This is a genomic window from Actinoalloteichus caeruleus, assembly GCF_049311605.1.
Taxonomy (GTDB): domain Bacteria; phylum Actinomycetota; class Actinomycetes; order Mycobacteriales; family Pseudonocardiaceae; genus Actinoalloteichus_B; species Actinoalloteichus_B caeruleus.
Map to the genome: position 1 here is coordinate 2,442,716 of NZ_CP186005.1, position 17,178 is coordinate 2,459,893.

A 17,178-nucleotide genomic window follows, 5' to 3' on the forward strand; every position below is an offset into this window, starting at 1 on the left:
CCCGCAGGGCGGACGAGGGCTCCGCCCCACCGGGTCCCGGTGCCGGGGCACCGCCACGAGGGCCGTCGACACGAAGGAGAAGCTCATGAAGGTCCGCAGGTCACTGCGATCGCTGAAGAAGAAGCCCGGGGCCCAGGTCGTGCGGCGCCGGGGCAAGGTGTACGTGATCAACAAGCGGGATCCCCGCAACAAGGCCCGCCAGGCGTGAACCGCGCCCCGGGGGCGGGAACTCCCGGTCCGTGAAAGGCCGCTCCGGCGGCGGAGGCCGCACCGCCTCCGCCGCACGCGACCCGGTGCCTTCCCCGGGAGGAGCGGCCCGGGGAGGCCCGCGCCTCATGTCGGCCCGGCCCACGACCGCGTCCCCGCTCGCCAGCGGCGCCCCATCCCGCGATGGCTCGGTGAGGGGCGCCGCCGAGCTGGTGGTGACGCGGGAGCACCCCGAGCGCGGTCGAGCGAACCTGGTCCACGGGCGGCGGGTGGCCGCGACGGAGGTGCCGGCGTCCCGAGTCAGGGACCGAGTCCGCCGCGGTTCCACCCTCGCGCCGCGCCCGTCCTCGCCGGGCCGGAGTGGACGACATCCCACCCGGCGCGAGGCACTCCACGCCAGCCAAGCCCGCCGCCGGACCCCGGGCGACGGCCAGGGGAGACCCAGGCCGGCACCAGGCCCGCCGGCGTTCGCGGCCCAGCCCGCCCTGCAACGACCAGGGCGAGGTGGCCGGGGCACCGGCGCGCGGGGCTCGCCCACCAGCCAGCGATCGTCCGGGAGGCCGCGAACCCGCGACCGCCCCGTTCCTCGCGGTCGCCCCGCCCGGTGGGGCGACGGGACGCCGGGCATCACCGGTCGCGGCTGACCGCCGCACAGCCGGCGACCGGCCGGCGACCGGCCAGCCCACCACCGGAGTGGTGGAGCCAGCCGGCACGCTCGATCCGGTGCCGCAGTCGGCGGCCCGCTGTCCCTTCCTCAGCCCTCCGTCATCACGCTGATCGGACGGCGCTGGTGGGTGCGCTGGTGGGCCGGGAACATCGAGATGAAGAACTCCGACCAGCCGCCCATCCGCACGCGCACCACGTCGTACTTCTCGGGGTCGCGGCACGCGCCCTCGAAGGTCTCCGGGTTGGCGCACGTCACCGTCAGCAGGTTGGACCCCTCACCCGAGGCGAACTCGCGGATGACGCGGGTCAGCGCGTCCAGCCCGAAGTCCTCCCGGATGTTGTAGTCGGTCGGGGCGATGTCCCAGAACGACTCGCTGCCCGCCCCGGTCATCCCGCGCAGCGTGGTCAGGAAGTCGGCCTCCTGGTGGTCCACCGGCCGGTCGGCGGGACTGGGGGTCGGGCTCAGGTCGGTGGCCAACGGTTCGCCGGCCCGCCGCCCCTCGGCGGAGGCACCGCACATCGCACCGAACTCCAGGTAGTTCTCGAAGGTCCCCACCCCCGGCTGGAGCTGGATCCCGAACGGGTGCTCCGGGCTCCCGTACCGCTCCGCCAGCTCGACCAGCGTCCGCGCGGTCGGCTGGGCCGGGTCGGTGAGGGTGCTCATCACGGTGGCGGACACCCGCTGGAGGAACTCGTCGCCGAAGGCGTCGACCTCCTGGTCCCCCCGGCCGTACCGGGGCAGGGCCAGCGCGGCGGCCCGCAGGTCGCGGAACCGCTCCGCCCGCGCGGCGATGCGGCCCTCCCCGGCCAGCGTGCTCACGAAGGGTTCGACCATCGACTCGCCCCAGTCGCACATCAGCGCCTCGACGAGCTCGGGCAGCGAGGTCACGGCGGTCGTCTCGTCGAAGACCAGCTTCCGCACCGCCCACAACGAGTTGATCGTGTTCGGCAACGCCGTGAAGCACGGCCCGATCACGTTGTAGCGGGCCCCGCCGGCGTAGTAGTCCATGCCCTTCTCCAGGCAGTCGTCGACGAAGACCGACAGCAGCGGGGACGGGCAGACCGCGCTCATCTTCCCGTAGACGCCGAGCTGGCCGTCCACCTGCTTGGCGTACGACCAGGACAGGTGCCTGAAGAAGATGTCCAGCACCTCCTCGAAGGAGCCGATGTCGTTCGGCTTCGGCGAGGTGAACGAGACCCGCTGCCCCCGGAACCACATCGGTCCGGCGGTCAACCACGACTTGCCCCGGTTGAGGGTGGCCTCCAGCAGCTGGAGGGTGTTGAGCCCGCCGAGGGTGAACCAGTTCTTGCCGACGAACTGGGGTTCGTAGCACCCGTCGCAGGCGTAGTCGCGGGCGACCTCGAGGGGCACCTCGCTGCTCCAGGAGTCGCCGGCCCTCTCCCGCACCGGGGTGTACTCGCCGGTGTCCGGCCCGTCGCCGATCTCCTCGCCGCTGCGGACCAGACCGGGGATGACCTTCTCGTCGTTGATCAGGATCGGGTGCGCGCCACCGCTGAGCAGGGCCTTGGCCGCCTCCTCCGCGTACTCCGCCGGCATGTCCCGGCGCACCCGCAGGGACAGGCAGGGCGCGTTCAGCGGCAGCCGGCGGGCGGCGCGCAGGCACAGCATGGTCATGCGGTTGTAGGCCGGGTCACCGCTGCCCGGGGAGTCGTTGGCCACCGTGCCACCCACGGTGATCTGCTGCACCCACTGGTTGTTGGCCGCGCCCTGGGGGTAGTTGCCGGCCATCCCGCCCATCGCCATGTTCCCGTCGGGCTGGTGGTCGTCGACGAACATGCGGTTCCACAGCACGTTCCCGCCCAGCTTGACCCACAGGCAGTCGAGGATCTCCTGGGCCTGCTCGTCCTCGTTGGCGGGGCTGAGCACGCCCGAGGCGATGTCGGACTCGTAGAAGGGCTGCAACAGCTGGTCCAGCCGCCCGATCGCCGTCGGCTCCCCGATGAGGTGCAGGCAGGAGTGCATGGTGAAGATCAGCTGGGCCGCCTCCAGCAGCGTCTCCGGGGCGTCGGTGGACAACCGCCGCATCCGTGACTCGACCTCGGCGAGGTTGGCGCGCTCGACCTCCCGCGTGGCCGGCAGGGCGTCCGCCGTGGCCGCCGCGAGCTCCGCGAAGGCCAGGCAGTGGGCGCGGACCCCCTCCAGGGCCAGGTGCACGGCGGTGTAGAACAGCCGGGTGTCCTCGTCCTCGGCGGCGTCCCGCAGGGCGGCGACGTCCTCGGCGAGCCCGCCGAGGCCCCGCCTCAGCAGCTTCTCGTAGCCGGGGACCACGTGGCCCACCCCCGAGGCCGGGCCGAGGTTCTGGAAGAAGTTGGCGAGCTTCTCGTCGTCCCGGGTGTAGTCGATGACGTACTTGCCCTGGCCCAACCCGAGGGTGGGCATGCCGCCGACGATCAGTTCGAGCGGTTCGATGTGGTAGGTGTCGGCGCCGTTGACCCAGTTGCCCTCGGCGTCGCGCCGCCGCCCCCGGAACCCGTACTCCTCGCTGGCGAAGACGCTGCCGAGGCCGAGGCGCACCGTCCACCCCATGCGTTCCATCACCGGCCGCGCCATGATCTCCTCGGCCGCCTCCGCGCCGAGTTCGCGGGTGAGGTAGTACGACAGGTGCTCGGGTTCCTGCTGGACGCGGTCGAAGTACCAGTTGTCCTGCCAGCGGGAGAACGCCGCCGCGACCAGCCGGAGCACCCGCTTGGTGGGGGGCAGGTAGTGGTCGCGGTCCTCACCGGCGGCGGTGCTCATCTGGTAGAGCCAGTCGCGGTGGTTGTAGAACATCAGGCCGTTGGTGGACCGCTCGGTGAAGTGCCGGTCGAGTCGACTCCAGTCCATGCCGGGGAAGTCGTCCCACCCGACCTCGTCGAGGTCGTCCAGGTCTGGCAGGTCCAGCCCCAGCACGGTGGCGCTGGGCACGAAGTAGACGCCGCCGAGGTTGGAGTGGACGGTGGAGAGCAACCGGTCCGCCATGTGACCCTCGTGCGAGCCCACCTGCCGGTCCATGATGGTCTCCAGGATGCCGGCGCGCCGCGCGTAGCCGGCGAAGTAGACCCCCTGCTCGTCGCGGAGGCTGGCGCCCTTGAACCGGAGGTCGTTGTTGGTGGTGGCGTCGCTGCGCCCGTAGGGGAGCCCGAGCCGGAGTATCCGCATCGTGTCGCCCTGGGCGTCCTGCGCCCGGGCGCACTTGATGTGGCTGCGTTCGTCCCTGGTGGGGACGATGATGTCCTCCGAGGTGCGCCCGACGAGGTCCTCGATCTGGTCGGGGCCCATGTTGAGGATGTGTTCCCAGTTGAACGCGAACCGCTGGGCCAGTACGAACGAGGACCCGGCGTAGGCCGGGTCCTCGTTGCCGACGATCGTGTGGGTCTCCAGGGTCACCGGATCGGTCGGGTTGTTGAGGTTCTCGGAGAACCGGCAGCCCAGGACCTTGCCGCCCAGCTTCTTCTCACCCGTCGCCTTGGTGTCGGCCCGCTGCTGCTCCCGGTGCCGGGCGACGCACCCCTCCTCGTCGAGGAGACGCTCCAACTCCTGGTAGACCCCGTCGCAGTGCCCCTCCTCGTCGGACTTGAGGTGGAACCACAGGTCGGCGTCGGAGTCGACGAGGGTCCCGCCGGACCGCTCGAACACCGTGGACGTGGGCGACCCGTCCTTCCGTTTCGCGGGCAGGTCGAAGCGCATCCCGGTCGGGGGTTCCATGCCCTCCGCGGCGCAGATCTCGTTCCACAGGCCGAACCCCACGCCGACCACGGCGGTGGTGTTGGCGTCACCGAAGCGGGAGTGGATGATGTCCCGGAGCGAGGACATGACCCGCCGCAGCAGCGCCAGGGTGATCTTGGTGCCCTCCGGCGCTCGCCAGAACGTCGCGAAGAGGGCGTGCGGGGACGGGTAGACCAGACCGCGCTGGACGTGGCGCCACACCTCGTTGCCGCCGAGGACGTCACCGGGGGGAACCGGGCGCGCGAGGGGAACGTTCCTGGGTGCGGGGACCGTCGTTTCCGTGGACTCGGTACTGGTCGTTGAATCGGGCACTGTTTCCCTTTCCGTGGGGAATTCGGAACTGAGGTACTGCTCGGCCGTGTGCGTGTCACCCGTCCGGACGCATCACGGTTCTTCGTGGTGGAGGAAATCTCGCCGCGCGCCAACCGGGTGCGGTGTGAGAACGGGACCCGCGCTCGCGCATGCCGGCCGGTGGCCGATCACCACGCGGCTGACCAGGGGAGACGGGGGTCCCGAAGAGCGAGAACCGTCCTCCGGTTCGTTGGTCCGGAGCGCGGGGAGGAACAGGCAATGCGGCCGTTTCTGTCGTGTGACGGCGGGGTGGGCGGCGGAGAACGGAAATCGTGGATGGTGCGCGCCACCGTCCCGGCGGGCACCCGACAAGATAGCGACGAGGTAACGCGTCAACAATCACTCGACAGTGGGAAAGAATGGGGAAACCTGGGTGACATAGCCCGGTGGTTCCCCTGAAGGGCCGCCACCTTGAGGAGGAATTCGGTGGGGGAGGGCCGGCCGGCGACGGCGTGACCCGCATCAGGAGCCGCGCCACCAGCGATGGGGGAGGAACACCGACGACAACCGCGCCGCGCGGGCGGCCCAGCACGCGGTCGAAGGCCCTGCGCCGGTCCGGCCCGTGGCGGTCCCGGTGGCGCGGACCCGGGAACGGTGCTTCGGACCCGTCGCCGGCGGGCCCGGACTCCCCGGGCAGCGGAAGGCCCCGGTCCCGGCGGGGCCAGGACCGGGGCGGGTCGCGGTCGGCGGCGACTACCCGGCGGAGGTGCCGCCCCGACGTCGCCGCACCCGGGGGACCCGGGCGGGTGCGGCGGGCCGGCTCAGCGAACGCGACGGGCGGGGGAGCCGTCCTCCGCGGCCGCCCTCGGCGCGGGCGGCGCACCTCGGCCCACCCGCCGCTCGGCCGGCCCGGTGTAGAGGCTCGTCGGGCGGATCAGGCTGTTGCGGGCCAACTGCTCGGCGATGTGCGCCGTCCACCCGGTGATCCGGGCGGCCACGAAGATCGGCGTGAACGTCGGGGTGTCGAACCCCATCAGGTGGTAGGCCGGCCCCGCCGGGTAGTCGAGGTTGGGGTGCAACCCCTTCTCCCGCAGCATCGCCGAGGCAAGTGCCTCGTACATCGCCAGCAGGTCCTCCCCACCCCGCGCCTCGACGACCTCGCCCAGCGCCGCCCGCATCGTCGGCACCCGGGAGTCGCCGTGCTTGTAGACGCGGTGGCCGAACCCCATGATCCGCCGCTTCTCCGCCAACGCCCGCGACAACCAGCCCTCCACCCGGTCGGCGCTCCCGATCTCGGCGAGGGTCGCCATCACCGCCTCGTTCGCCCCGCCGTGCAACGGGCCCTTGAGCGCCCCCACCGCCGCGGTCACCGCGCTGTAGAGGTCGGAGAGCGTGGAGGTGACCACCCGCGAGGTGAAGGTGGAGGCGTTGAAGCTGTGCTCGGCGTAGAGCACGAGGGAGATCTCGAAGGCACGGACGATCGCCGGTTCCGGCACCTCCCCGAAGGTCATGTACAGGAAGTTCTCCGCGTAGCCCAGGTCAGCCCTCGGCTCCAGCGGCAGCAGGCCCCGGCGGCGCCGCTGGGTGAGCGCGACGGCGGCGGGGAGCGCGGCGAACAACCGGAGGGACTTGGCGTGGTTGGCCGCCGGGGAGTTGTCGTCCTCCCCGGGGTCGTTAGCGCCGAGCACGCTCACGGCGGTCCGCAACGAGTCCATCGGATGGGCGGTCGGGGGCAGCGCGAGCAGGAGCCCGACGAGGTCCGGCGGCAGCGCGCGCAGCCCGCGTTCCTCCGCGTCCTGCGCCGCGAGCTGCTCGGCGGTGGGCAGCTCGCCGTGCCAGAGCAGGTGGGCGACCTCCTCGAACCGACAGTGCTCGGCGAGGTCCTGCACGGCGTAGCCGCGGTAGGTGAGCGAGTTGGTGTCGGGGTTCACCGAGGAGATGCCCGTCGTGTCGGCCACGACGCCGGCGAGTCCCCGGTGGACGGTGGGAGTGGACATCGGTGTCCCCCTTCGGCTGGGGCGCGGCGCCCGCGGGCAGCCGCGACGAGGGCTCAGACGCGGAAGTCGTGCACGGAGGAGTCGAAGGTCCCGTACCCCGCGTAGTCCACGAGGTCGTACAGCTCCCGGCGGTGCTGCATCCGGTCGAGCAGTTCCGCCTGACCGCCCTGGTCGGCGATGGTCGTCAGGCCGTCCTCCGCCGCGCGCATCGCCAGCCGCAGCAGCGTCACCGGGTAGATGACCAGGTTCACCCCGAGCGATTCCAGGGTGCTGGTGCTCAGCAGCTCGCTCTTGCCGAACTCGGTCATGTTCGCCAGGATCGGGACGTCCACGGCCGAGCGGATGCGCTCGAACTCGGATGCGTCGGCCATCGCCTCCGGGAAGATCAGGTCCGCCCCGGCGTCCTGGTAGGCCCGGGCCCGTTCCACGGCCTCGGTCATCCCGAGCACCCCCCGCGCGTCGGTCCGCGCGGCGATGACGAAGTTCGGATCGCGCCGGGCGGTCACCGCCGCCGAGATCCGCCGCACCGCGGTGTCCCGGTCCACGACCTCCTTGCCGTCGAGGTGCCCGCAGCGTTTCGGGTTGACCTGGTCCTCCAGGTGCAACCCGGCCACCCCGGCGTCCTCCAACGCCTGCACCGTGCGGGCCACGTTCATCGGCTCCCCGAACCCGGTGTCGGCGTCCACCAGCGCGGGCAGGTCCGTCATCCGCGCGATCTGCTGGGACCGGCCGGCGACCTCCGTCAGCGTCGTCAGGCCGATGTCGGGCAACCCGAGGTCGGCGGCCAGGACCGCGCCCGAGACGTACACCCCCTCGAAACCGGCCCGCTGGATCAGCCGCGCGGACAACGGGTTGAAGGCGCCGGGGAACCGGAGCAGCCGCCCCGACGCCAGGTCGGCGCGGAACGCCGACCGCTTCTCGGCTGCCGAGGTCGTCGAGTACAGCATCAGAAGATCCCCTTCGTCGCGGGCGCCGGGTCGGAGAGCGAGGGGAGCGCGAGGGCCGCCACCTCCGCCGCGTCGAGCTCCGGCAACCGGGTGACCGCGTCGAGGAAGCGGTCCTGGTCCTCCGAGGGCACCACCCCGTCTGCGAGCTCCCGGAACTTCGCCACGTACTGCTCCCTGGCGAAGGGCCGAGCGCCCGCCGGATGCGCGTCGGCCACCGCGATCTCGTCGGCGAGCACCGTGCCGTCGGCGAGTTCGACCTCGACCCGACCCCCGAACGCGGGTTCCGGCGCGTGGTAGCGCCGGGTCCACTCCGGGTCCTCCACCGTGCTCACCCGACCCCACAACTCGACGGTGTCCGGGCGGGTCGCGCGGGAGCGCTCGTAGGAGCGCTGGTGGTGCCAGCTGCCGTCCTGGAGGGCGACGGCGAAGATGTAGGGGATCGAGTGGTCGAGGGTTTCCCGGCTGGCGTTCGGGTCGTACTTCTGCGGGTCGCCGGACCCGGAACCGATGACGTGGTGGGTGTGGTGGCTGGTGCGGATCAGCACCCGGACCACCTTGTCGGTGTCGCCGATCCTCGGACCCAGCCGGCGGGCGAGGTCGATCAACGCCTGGCTCTGGTACTCGGCGGAGTGCTCCTTGGTGTAGGTGGCGAGGATGGCCCGCTTCGGTTCGCCGGGGGCGGGCAGCGGGACCGTGTACCGGGCCTCGGGACCGCCGAGCAGCCAGGCGATGACCCCGTCCTCACCCTCGTAGACCGGGCTGGGCGCGCCCTCACCGCGCATCGCCCGGTCCACCGCCTCCACGGCGACCTTGCCGGCGAAGGCGGGCGCGTAGGCCTTCCACGAGGAGATCTCCCCCTTGCGGGACTGCCGGGTGGTCGTGGTCGTGTGCAGGGCCTGCCCGATGGCCTGGTGCGCGGTGGCGGTGTCCAGGCCGAGCAGGGCGCCGATCCCGCCGGCGGCGGAGGGGCCCAGGTGGGCGATGTGGTCGATCTTGTGCTCGTGCAGGCAGATGCCGCGCACCAGGTTGACCTGGAGTTCGTAGCCGGCGGCGATCCCCCGGACGAGGTCCGCCCCGGTGGCCCCGGTGTGCTGGGCGACCGCGAGCACGGGCGGGATGTTGTCCCCCGGGTGGGAGTAGTCGGCGGCGAGGAACGTGTCGTGGAAGTCCAGCTCCCGGACCGCCACCCCGTTCGCCCAGGCCACCCACTCCGGCGAGTACCGGCCGGCCGTGCCGAACACCACCGCCCCCGGCGAGGCGGGGTGCCGGGTGGCCTGGTCCCGGGCCGCGAGCACGGGGCGACGCGCCAGGGACGCCGCGGCCACCGCCGCGTTGTCGATGACCCGGTTGATCACCATCTCGGTGACCTCGGGCTCGACGGCCACCGGGTCGGTGGCCACGGCCGCCAGCTTCCAGGCCAGCTGTTCCTCCCTGGGCAGGGGCTCGGCTGACGGGTAGGTGCGCACCACGTGGTCGATCATCACTCTCCCTGAGGTCCCTCGAGTGGGCGGCGGGCGCCGGGCGGTTCGGCGCGGCCACCACCTCGCCGGCCGGTGGCGGAACGCCTCCGAGGAGGACGAGTTCCCCGGCCGGGGCCTTCCGGTGGGGAGCCCGCTCCTCGGCTGGTTCCCGCCCCTCCTGTGAAGCTTGTGACGCCCTCACCGAAATCGTGGCACCGCGAACCGGCCGCTGCTACCTCTCCTGGCTGCCAAGTGTTGTGAAAACTTCGCCCTGATCTGTGAAGCTTGTTAACGTCCTCGGGTGGAGAAGATTTACGCGGGAGCCCGGCTCCGGCAACTGCGGCGGGACCGGGGCCTCAGCCAGGTCGCCCTGGCCAGGTCGCTCGACGTCTCGCCGAGCTACGTCAGCCAGCTGGAACACGACACCCGACCGCTGACCGTCCCGGTCCTGCTCCGGCTGACCGAGACGTTCGGGCTGGACGCCGAGTTCTTCGCCCCCCAGGACACGGTGCGCCTGGTCGCCGACGTCCGGGAGGTCTTCGCCGACGCGGCGGTGGCCGACACCCTCTCCGCCGGCGAACTCGACGAGCTCACCGCCAACCTCCCCGGGGTCGCCCGCGCGCTCGTCGGCCTGCACCGCCGCTACCGGGAGGCCACCGAGAACCTCGCGGCGATCACGGGCGGCCGCGATCCGGAGCGGGTCGCCGGCCCCATGCCGCACGAGGAGATCCGCGACTACTTCTACCAACGGCAGAACTACGTCGCCGAGCTCGACGAACCCGCCGAACGCCTGGCGGTGGAGCTCCGCCTGCGGCCAGGGGAGGTGCGCCCCGCCCTCGTCGCCGCCCTCGCCGACCGCCACGGGGTCGAGGTGACCACGCGGGGTATCGAACCCGGATCGGACCAGCACCGCTACGACCCCGACCGGCGGGTCCTGCACCTCGCGCCGACGCTGCGGCCGGGTCAGGCCGCTTTCCGGCTCGCCTCCCAACTGGCGCTCCTGGAGGTGGGGGAGGTCATCGACCGGCTCGTCGCGTCCTGGGCCTTCGGCAGCGGCACCGCCCGCCGCCTGGCCCGGATCGGACTGGCCAACTACTTCGCCGGCGCCCTGGTGCTGCCCTACCGCACCTTCCTCGGGGTCGCGGAACGGTACCGGTACGACATCGCCAGGATCTGCGACCACTTCGGGGTCGGCTTCGAGACGGTGTGCCACCGGCTGTCGACCCTCCAACGGCGCAACGCGCGTGGCGTGCCGTTCTCGTTCGTGCGGGTCGACCGGGCGGGCAACATCTCCAAACGGCAGTCGGCGACCGGGTTCCACTTCTCCCGCGTCGGGGGTTCCTGCCCGTTGTGGGTCATCTACGAGGCCTTCGGCTCCCCCGGTCGGGTGCTCACGCAGATCGCCGAACTGCCCGACGGCAAGAAGTACTTCTGGATCGCCCGCACGGTGTCCAGGACCACCGGCGGCCACGGCGACCCGGGGAAGACCTTCGTCGTGGGCCTGGGCTGCGAACTCCCGCACGCCCGGCGACTCGTCTACTCCGACGGGTTGGCGCTGGGGGAGGAGGCCCGGGTCACGCCGATCGGTATGGGATGTCGGGTGTGCGAACGCCCCGCCTGCCCGCAGCGGGCGTTCCCGTTGCTGGGCCGGCCGCTGCGGGTGGACGAGAACAGCAGCACCACCCTGCCCTACCCGCCGGCTGGCTGATCCGTCGCCGGAGGACGGGGCGTCTCCCAACAGGACTGCCCGGTCGGCCTCGTTCCGCGGACCGGAGCCGATTTCCCAGTCCGCCAAATCCTCACGGACGGTGGTTCTCGGTAGCGTACGGTGATCGCCGAGGTGGGGAGGTGACTGTGTCCGTCGCGGATGTCGTGGCCCAGGCACGGGCGGTCCTGGTGGAGATCGAGGAAGCCCAACGGGGGTTGGTGGCGGCGCTCGACCGGGCGGAGCGGGGGTGCCAGCTCACCGCGCATCTCCTCTTGGGCTCGGCGGATCACGACGTGGTGTGGGTGGTGAAGTCGGCCGCCGACGCGGCGGAGCCGGTGAAGCAGGCGTACGAGGCGTTCGGGCGGTCCGCCGAGATCATCCGCCGCTACCTGGACGGCATCGCCGGCGACGTCCACGCGGGGCCGGCCGCGTCGTCCGCTCCTACGACTGTCGTGCCACCGGCCGCGCCGTCCGCTCCTACGACTGTCGTGCCACCGGCCGCGCCGCCCGCTCCCACGACTGTCGTGCCACCGGCCGCGCCGTCCGCTCCTATGGTTGCGGCACCACCGGCCGCGCCGCCGAGGGTGGGAACGTGGCGAGGGAAGACCGCGAGCGACTACGCGAGGGACAAGGGAGAAGGAATCGGCCGGCGGTCGCCGCACGGGAGGAGAATCGCGGTACGTGAAGTCGATACCGCAGACGAGGTGCGTGAGATATTCGACGCCCTCTCCCAGGGGGCCCGCGAGGTCGATGTACCTGGATATCGAGGGGTCATGATGGTACAGCCTGACGGTACCAGGATTGGTTACCGTTACACCTCGGCATCGACGAAAGATGATCCCACTCTGGACATTCGGGACAGTCAGCGAAACTTGTTCAAGGTGCACGTTGCGATGAGGGAGATAGAAGTAAGTGGACATCGACCATGAGGTACGAGAATCTGTGTGCGATCTTGCTCGGTTTGACTATGTCATGATGTCTGACGTTATCGGGGCTGTTGTAGCCGTCGGAGGAGTGCGTTTCGACAAGCAAATCAGCAGGGCGGGGCACATCGCTGCGCAGCTCGTCCGTGAGGGTAGGATTACCGCTGGTGATCTCCGCGAGGAGGGATTCGTACCCTGGAGCAGCACTCGGGAAGAATCGGCGGCGCGCATCGAACGGGAGGCATGTGAGTACGAGGCTGCCGGCCGCGAAGTCGAGTTCGGTGACATTGCGTGGTTCACGTGAGCTGGCAGGGACCCAGCCCTCGAACAATCAGTTGGGGTTTCAAGGGCACGTTAGTGCCCATCACGTCGCCACGTCGTGACCACCACCGCGATCGACATCAGGGACAGGTAGTAAAGTCTCCTTGAAGTGAATGCGGTAAGGAATGACCAGGATGGGCCTTGACTACGAGGTTCGGGAGTCAGTGTGTGACCTCGTCGAAGACGATTACGTGATGATGGCCGAGATCAGCGGTCTTGGTGTTCATGTCGGCGGCGATCCCTCGCAGCGGCAGATTTCTCGGGCGGGCCGTATAGCGGCTGAGCTCGTTCGCGAGGGGAAGGTCACCCCGGGTGATCTCCGTGAGGACGGATTCGTGCCCTGGGGCGGTACTCGGGAGGAGTCGGCTGCGCGCATCGAACGCGAGACGCGGAGGTACGAGGAGGCCGGCCGTGAAGTCGACTTCGGTGATATCGCGTGGTTTGCGTGAGCCGATATGGAACGAGCCCCTGGCCGGGAGTGCTGCTGGTCGGGGGGCTCGTCAGGATGCTGCCTGTGGGAGTCCGGGCTTCGCTGCCGTGAGGACGTCGAGCCCGTGTGGTGGTCGATGCCGAGAGCGTCGCCGTCGCGGTGCTTCGTGTCGCCCAGCCGGACACCCCTGTTGCGTCCCGCCTCGCCGCACTGCGCACTGTCCCGAGTCAAACGAGACGCACGCCAGTTCAGGCTCACCGTGCCGCCCTTTCATCGGATGGCTTGTCGGTGCGCGAGCCCGTAAGGAGCGTGTCCTGGACTGGTGGTGCCGACCTACATCCCCTCGGGACGGGCTGCTGTCAGCCCAGCTGGACGGTGAAGGACTGGCTGACCCTGTCGCTGGCGCTCACGATGTGGCTGGACTCGATCGGTTGACCGTCCACGTCCACCGTGGTCCGGTTCGTGACCAGGACGGGGACGCCGACGGGGAGTTCCAGGGCCTCGCGCTCGTCCGGGTCTGGCATCCGGGCGGTGATGCGTTCGGTGGTGGACGCGGGTTTCCGTCCGGCTGCGTCGGCCTCCTGGAAAATGTTGCCTGGTCCTCGGGTGGTGTCCGCGAGGTCGCCGCCTCCCTTGGCGGCGATCAGCTCGGCCAGCGTTCCCGGAATCCACTGTTCGTGCACCTGCACGATGCCCTGGCCCTGGTAGTGGTGGCGGACTCGCCGGATGACCCGCTCGCCGATGTCGACGCGGAGCCGGCTGCTGACGTCACGGTCGGCTTGTTCCCACTCGGCTGAAACGAGCTTGTCCGTTCCTTCTCCCGCGGTCTGGGCTTCCCAGGTGCGCGCGGCACCGATCGGCGCATATTCGAGCCGTACCGGGCTGGTTTCCCGGACGACCGTTCCGATGCCTCGTCGTGGGGTCACCAGTCCCTCAACCGACAAGACCCTGATCGCGTCGCGAACGGTGTCACGTGCTGCGTCGTAGCGCGTCATCAACTCGGGTATCGCGGGAAGCGTCGATCCGGGCGGGAACTCCCCGCTCGCGATCTGGTCCCTGAGATCGGAGGCGATGCGGCTGTACAAGGTTGTTCCCACGGGCCTACTCCTAAGGGGTGAACGTGTAGATGTTTGGTCGATCTTGCTGCTAGCTTCACCCTACAGCAAACATCTACACCTTTGGCGCTTTCGTTTGTGGCGGCGGGTCTCTTCCATTGGTTCCCCGACCGCGCAGCGCTCCTTGTTCGTTCGGAGGGAATGTACCGATGTGGGCATTGTGCCTGGTGATCACCGTTTCTCTGAGTGTAGCCCTGCTGTTGCGGGGGGCGGCGTGGCTCGCGGAACGCGGACTACCCCCGGAACCACGCGGCCACCGGGTCGTCGAGTACGACCCCGAGACCGGAACCTTCCGCACCCTCACCACCCGAGCCACCCGGTGACCGGCCACGGCGGGGACCTCGCCGACACCGCCCGCACACGCGACCTCCTGGCGATGCGCGCCTTCCAGGCCCAGCGGCGGCGCCTGCGCCGGCGGCGCTTCGCCGCCATGGCCCGCGTGACGGCCGTGATCCTGCTGAGTACCGCCACCACCGTGGCCATCGTGGCCGCCCTGGCCGCCTGAACCCTGTCGACCGACTGTCGGGGACGGTCCCACATGCCTGAACATGACCGCGTCACCGCCGGGCAGCCGCCCGCCTTCTGGCGCATCGACGCGAAACCACCCGCCGGCTGGCTGTGGTGGCGACACCTGGTGCTCGGCGGCTACGGCGAGCACCTCATCGGCACCACCATCCACACCCTCTGCGGACACCCGGTCGTCGTGGGCCACGACGAACGCCCACCCGAGATCCCCTACCAACCCTGCGCGCACTGCGCCGAGATCATGAAACCGGACCTGTTCGCCGCCCTCGTCGTCCCCGGACACACCGCCGCCCACCTCACCCGGGACCGCACCGACCTGGACGTGCGGACCGCCTGCGGCATCTGGACCCCGGCGGCCGACACCGAACTGGTCAGCCTGCTCACCCCCGGCGTGGAGTTCTGCCTGGCCTGCTGGCTCCCCCGCCACGAGGAAGCGGAAACGTGGTGAACCCCTACGCCCCCGCCACCCGGCTCACCCACGCGCTACGCGCGGGACACCTCGACCCGTCGGCCCCGGTCGCGGTGCTCACCGCCACCGCCTGCCGGGTGCACGACCTGACCGTGTCGGGCGCGGCCGTGCTCGAAGTCGTCGCCGACGGCCCCACCACGGCCAGCGCCGTACGCCACCGGGTGGGACTGTCCCACCCGGCGTGGGAGACGGTCCGCAGGCACCTCCAGTGCCGTCACCTGCTGCTGCGGGGCGTGGTCCGTGCCAGCCCCGCCCCCGGGGCGCCCGTGATTCGGCGGCACCAGCTCACCGAAGGCGGACGGGAGCTGGTGGGCCGGCTGACACCGCTGCTGATGATCGTGCTGGATTACTTCGAGTTCCGGGACTAGGCGGCGAACCGTCCCTCCGACGGCACGTCGCTCCGTTGCTCCCTCGCCGTCCTCCGCGTTTACCCGCCAGTGGGTGTCCGGTAGCCGCCTGCCATTTTCCGGCGTGGTCGGGCGCGGTGACCATGACCCTCGACGTGACCGGCGCCCGCCGTTCGGTCCTCGCGGAGATCACGGCCGAGGGAGGGAACCCGATGCGCGCGTTTCCCCCAGGGCCGGGCCTCGCGGCCCAGGTGCGCGGATTGGTCGAGCGCTACCCGGGGGCGCGGCGCCTCGCCGTGGCGGGGCTGTGCTCCTCCGTGCGTCGTGGGGAGATGCTCGGCGTTCTCGGACCCGGCGGAGCGGGCCCCACCACGACCGTCGGTGTGCTCGATACCCGGGTGGCGAGCAGCGCCGGGGAGGTCACGGCGTCGCGTTCGCGGTGGCCGTGGTGCCGATGACCTTCACCGGATCGACGCGGTTCCCCGTGCCGCTGCTCGGCGACCTCCCGGCCTTCCCGGTGGTGTGCGCGCTCACCCCAGCTCACCCGCACCAGCGAGTCGTCGCGGGCGCCGACCGTGCCCACCGTCCGTCACCTCCCGCTGCCCGCCATCGCCGCCGCACCGGGCCAAGGGGTGCTCAGTGGGCTGGGCCGGTGTCCGCGCCACCCGCCGCCGGGCCCTCCAGCAGGCAGTTCCGAGGCAAGGAGAAGCCCCGTGTACCGCTACACCGTCGCCGTCATCGGGAGCGGCTACGTCGGACTCACCACCGGAGCGTGCCTGGCCTCGCTGGGACATCGCGTGCGGTGCGCCGACATCGACTCCGCCAAGGTCGACCGCCTCCGCCGGGGCGAGGTCGACATCCTCGAACCGGGGCTGCCCGAGCTGATCCGGCAGGGCCAGGCCTCCGGGCTGCTCGCCTTCGAGGTCGGGGCGGCCGGGGCGGTCCGCGACGCCGAGGTGGTCATCCTCTGCCTGCCCACCCCGATGGGGCCGGACGGGACGGCCGACCTCACGGCGGTGTCGGCGGTCCTGGCGGAGACCGGAGCACTGCTGGCCCCGGGCTGCGTCCTGGTGAACAAGTCCACCGTCCCGGTGGGGACGGCACGTGGGATGGCGGAGATCCTGGGCCGCGACGACGTCCACGTCGTCAGCAACCCCGAGTTCCTCCGCGAGGGCAGCGCGGTGGCGGACTTCCTCTCACCCGACCGGATCGTCGTCGGTTCCGACAGCCGCCGCGCGGCCGAACGGGTCCTCGCCCTCTACGCGCGGCTCGGGGCGCCGGCCGTGCTCACCGACGCCACCAGCGCCGAACTGGTCAAGTACGCGGCGAACTGCTTCCTCGCCACGAAGCTGTCCTACGTCAACTCCATCGCCGAGCTGTCCGAACGCCTCGGCGGGAACATCGCCGACATCCTCACCGGCATGGGCTACGACCAGCGGATCGGCCAGTCCTACCTGCGGCCGGGGCCGGGGTGGGGCGGGTCCTGCCTGCCGAAGGACACGATGGCGCTGCTGCGGGTCTCGGAGTCGGTGGGTTTCGACTTCCCCCTCCTCGCCGAGGCCGTCCGCACCAACGAGCGGCAGCGGGAGCGGGTGGTGGACAGGGTCGAGGCCGCCTGCGGTGGGTCCCTCGACGGGCTCCGGCTCGGGCTGTTGGGCCTCACCTTCAAGGCCGGAACGGACGACCTGCGGGACTCGCCCGCGCTGGCGATCGCGGAACTGCTGGCCCGGCGGGGTGCCGAGCTCGTCGCCCACGACCCGGCGGTCGCGGTGACCCGGGAGATCCCCGGTGGCGCGGTGGCGGTCACCGACGACCCCTACCAGGCGGCGAAAGGCGCGGACGGGTTGGTGCTGCTCACCGAGTGGCCGTCGTTCCGGGCGTTGGACTGGTCGCGGGTGGCCGGGCTGCTGGCCCGGCCCGTCGTCGTCGACACCCGCAACCACCTCGATCCCGACGTGCTCGCCGGCGCGGGGATCACGTTGACCGGTTTCGGTGCCGCCCCCGGGGCGGCCCGTGCCGAGCCCGACCTGGTCCCCGAACCCTGA

Annotated in this window: 16 protein-coding genes; 11 read left to right on the forward strand and 5 right to left on the reverse strand. The window is 71.2% G+C overall.

All coding sequences use genetic code 11. From position 1 onward, the window contains the following. Positions 1–85: 85 nt before the first annotated feature. Complete coding sequence (ykgO, locus tag ACOJVX_RS10690; protein WP_016698990.1) at positions 86–208, forward strand: type B 50S ribosomal protein L36; 123 nt, start codon at positions 86–88, stop codon at positions 206–208. 753 nt (positions 209–961) lie between these two features. Here ykgO and ACOJVX_RS10695 read toward each other — a convergent pair. The 4 genes from ACOJVX_RS10695 to ACOJVX_RS10710 all read right to left on the reverse strand — a co-directional run bounded on the left by ACOJVX_RS10695 (position 962) and on the right by ACOJVX_RS10710 (position 9,316). Beyond that, positions 962–4,912 (reverse strand): Dyp-type peroxidase, encoded by a 3,951-nt coding sequence (locus ACOJVX_RS10695; protein ID WP_422647482.1) that lies wholly within the window; start codon positions 4,910–4,912, stop codon positions 962–964. Between the two features lie 800 nt (positions 4,913–5,712). Next, positions 5,713–6,888: a bifunctional 2-methylcitrate synthase/citrate synthase gene (locus tag ACOJVX_RS10700; RefSeq protein WP_051314326.1), complete on the reverse strand. Its 1,176-nt coding sequence runs from the start codon at positions 6,886–6,888 to the stop codon at positions 5,713–5,715. A gap of 53 nt (positions 6,889–6,941) precedes the next feature. Further along, on the reverse strand, positions 6,942–7,835 hold the full coding sequence (gene prpB / locus ACOJVX_RS10705; protein WP_418154619.1) for a methylisocitrate lyase: 894 nt from the start codon (positions 7,833–7,835) through the stop codon (positions 6,942–6,944). Then, positions 7,835–9,316, reverse strand: coding sequence for an MmgE/PrpD family protein (locus tag ACOJVX_RS10710; protein ID WP_422647483.1), 1,482 nt, complete (start codon positions 9,314–9,316; stop codon positions 7,835–7,837). Before ACOJVX_RS10710 ends, prpB begins: the two co-directional genes overlap by 1 nt. A 280-nt stretch (positions 9,317–9,596) precedes the next feature. Between ACOJVX_RS10710 and ACOJVX_RS10715 the strand changes: the two genes are divergently transcribed. From ACOJVX_RS10715 to ACOJVX_RS10730, 4 genes are all read left to right on the forward strand, one after another. Further along, positions 9,597–11,003, forward strand: coding sequence for a short-chain fatty acyl-CoA regulator family protein (locus tag ACOJVX_RS10715; protein WP_418154617.1), 1,407 nt, complete (start codon positions 9,597–9,599; stop codon positions 11,001–11,003). A 140-nt stretch (positions 11,004–11,143) separates the two neighbouring features. After that, complete coding sequence (locus ACOJVX_RS10720; protein ID WP_418154616.1) at positions 11,144–11,932, forward strand: hypothetical protein; 789 nt, start codon at positions 11,144–11,146, stop codon at positions 11,930–11,932. A 46-nt stretch (positions 11,933–11,978) separates the two neighbouring features. Further along, positions 11,979–12,230 carry a hypothetical protein gene (locus tag ACOJVX_RS10725; RefSeq protein ID WP_418154615.1) on the forward strand — a complete coding sequence of 84 codons (252 nt, stop codon included), beginning with the start codon at positions 11,979–11,981 and terminating at the stop codon, positions 12,228–12,230. 151 nt (positions 12,231–12,381) lie between these two features. After that, positions 12,382–12,696 carry a hypothetical protein gene (locus tag ACOJVX_RS10730; RefSeq protein WP_418154614.1) on the forward strand — a complete coding sequence of 105 codons (315 nt, stop codon included), beginning with the start codon at positions 12,382–12,384 and terminating at the stop codon, positions 12,694–12,696. Positions 12,697–13,036: 340 nt separating this feature from the next. On the opposite strand, the gene ACOJVX_RS10735 is transcribed toward ACOJVX_RS10730, so the two are convergent. After that, positions 13,037–13,774: a GntR family transcriptional regulator gene (locus tag ACOJVX_RS10735; protein ID WP_418154613.1), complete on the reverse strand. Its 738-nt coding sequence runs from the start codon at positions 13,772–13,774 to the stop codon at positions 13,037–13,039. 167 nt (positions 13,775–13,941) lie between these two features. Here ACOJVX_RS10735 and ACOJVX_RS10740 point away from each other — a divergent pair, with 167 nt between their 5' ends. From ACOJVX_RS10740 to ACOJVX_RS10765, 6 genes are all read left to right on the forward strand, one after another. After that, positions 13,942–14,115, forward strand: coding sequence for a hypothetical protein (locus ACOJVX_RS10740; RefSeq protein WP_418154612.1), 174 nt, complete (start codon positions 13,942–13,944; stop codon positions 14,113–14,115). Then, the gene (locus tag ACOJVX_RS10745) at positions 14,112–14,297 is read left to right on the forward strand and encodes a hypothetical protein (protein WP_030105388.1); all 186 of its coding nucleotides are present in this window, start codon (positions 14,112–14,114) and stop codon (positions 14,295–14,297) included. Before ACOJVX_RS10740 ends, ACOJVX_RS10745 begins: the two co-directional genes overlap by 4 nt. Before the next feature lie 33 nt (positions 14,298–14,330). Then, entirely contained in the window at positions 14,331–14,765 is a 435-nt protein-coding gene (locus ACOJVX_RS10750; RefSeq protein WP_422646988.1) for a hypothetical protein, read from the forward strand. Further along, positions 14,759–15,154, forward strand: coding sequence for a hypothetical protein (locus tag ACOJVX_RS10755; protein ID WP_418155536.1), 396 nt, complete (start codon positions 14,759–14,761; stop codon positions 15,152–15,154). The genes ACOJVX_RS10750 and ACOJVX_RS10755 overlap by 7 nt, the downstream gene beginning before the upstream one ends. Before the next feature lie 116 nt (positions 15,155–15,270). Then, the gene (locus tag ACOJVX_RS10760; protein WP_418155537.1) at positions 15,271–15,591 is read left to right on the forward strand and encodes a hypothetical protein; all 321 of its coding nucleotides are present in this window, start codon (positions 15,271–15,273) and stop codon (positions 15,589–15,591) included. A 255-nt stretch (positions 15,592–15,846) separates the two neighbouring features. Next, positions 15,847–17,178, forward strand: a complete 1,332-nt coding sequence (locus ACOJVX_RS10765) for a UDP-glucose dehydrogenase family protein (RefSeq protein WP_103055324.1) — start codon at positions 15,847–15,849, stop codon at positions 17,176–17,178.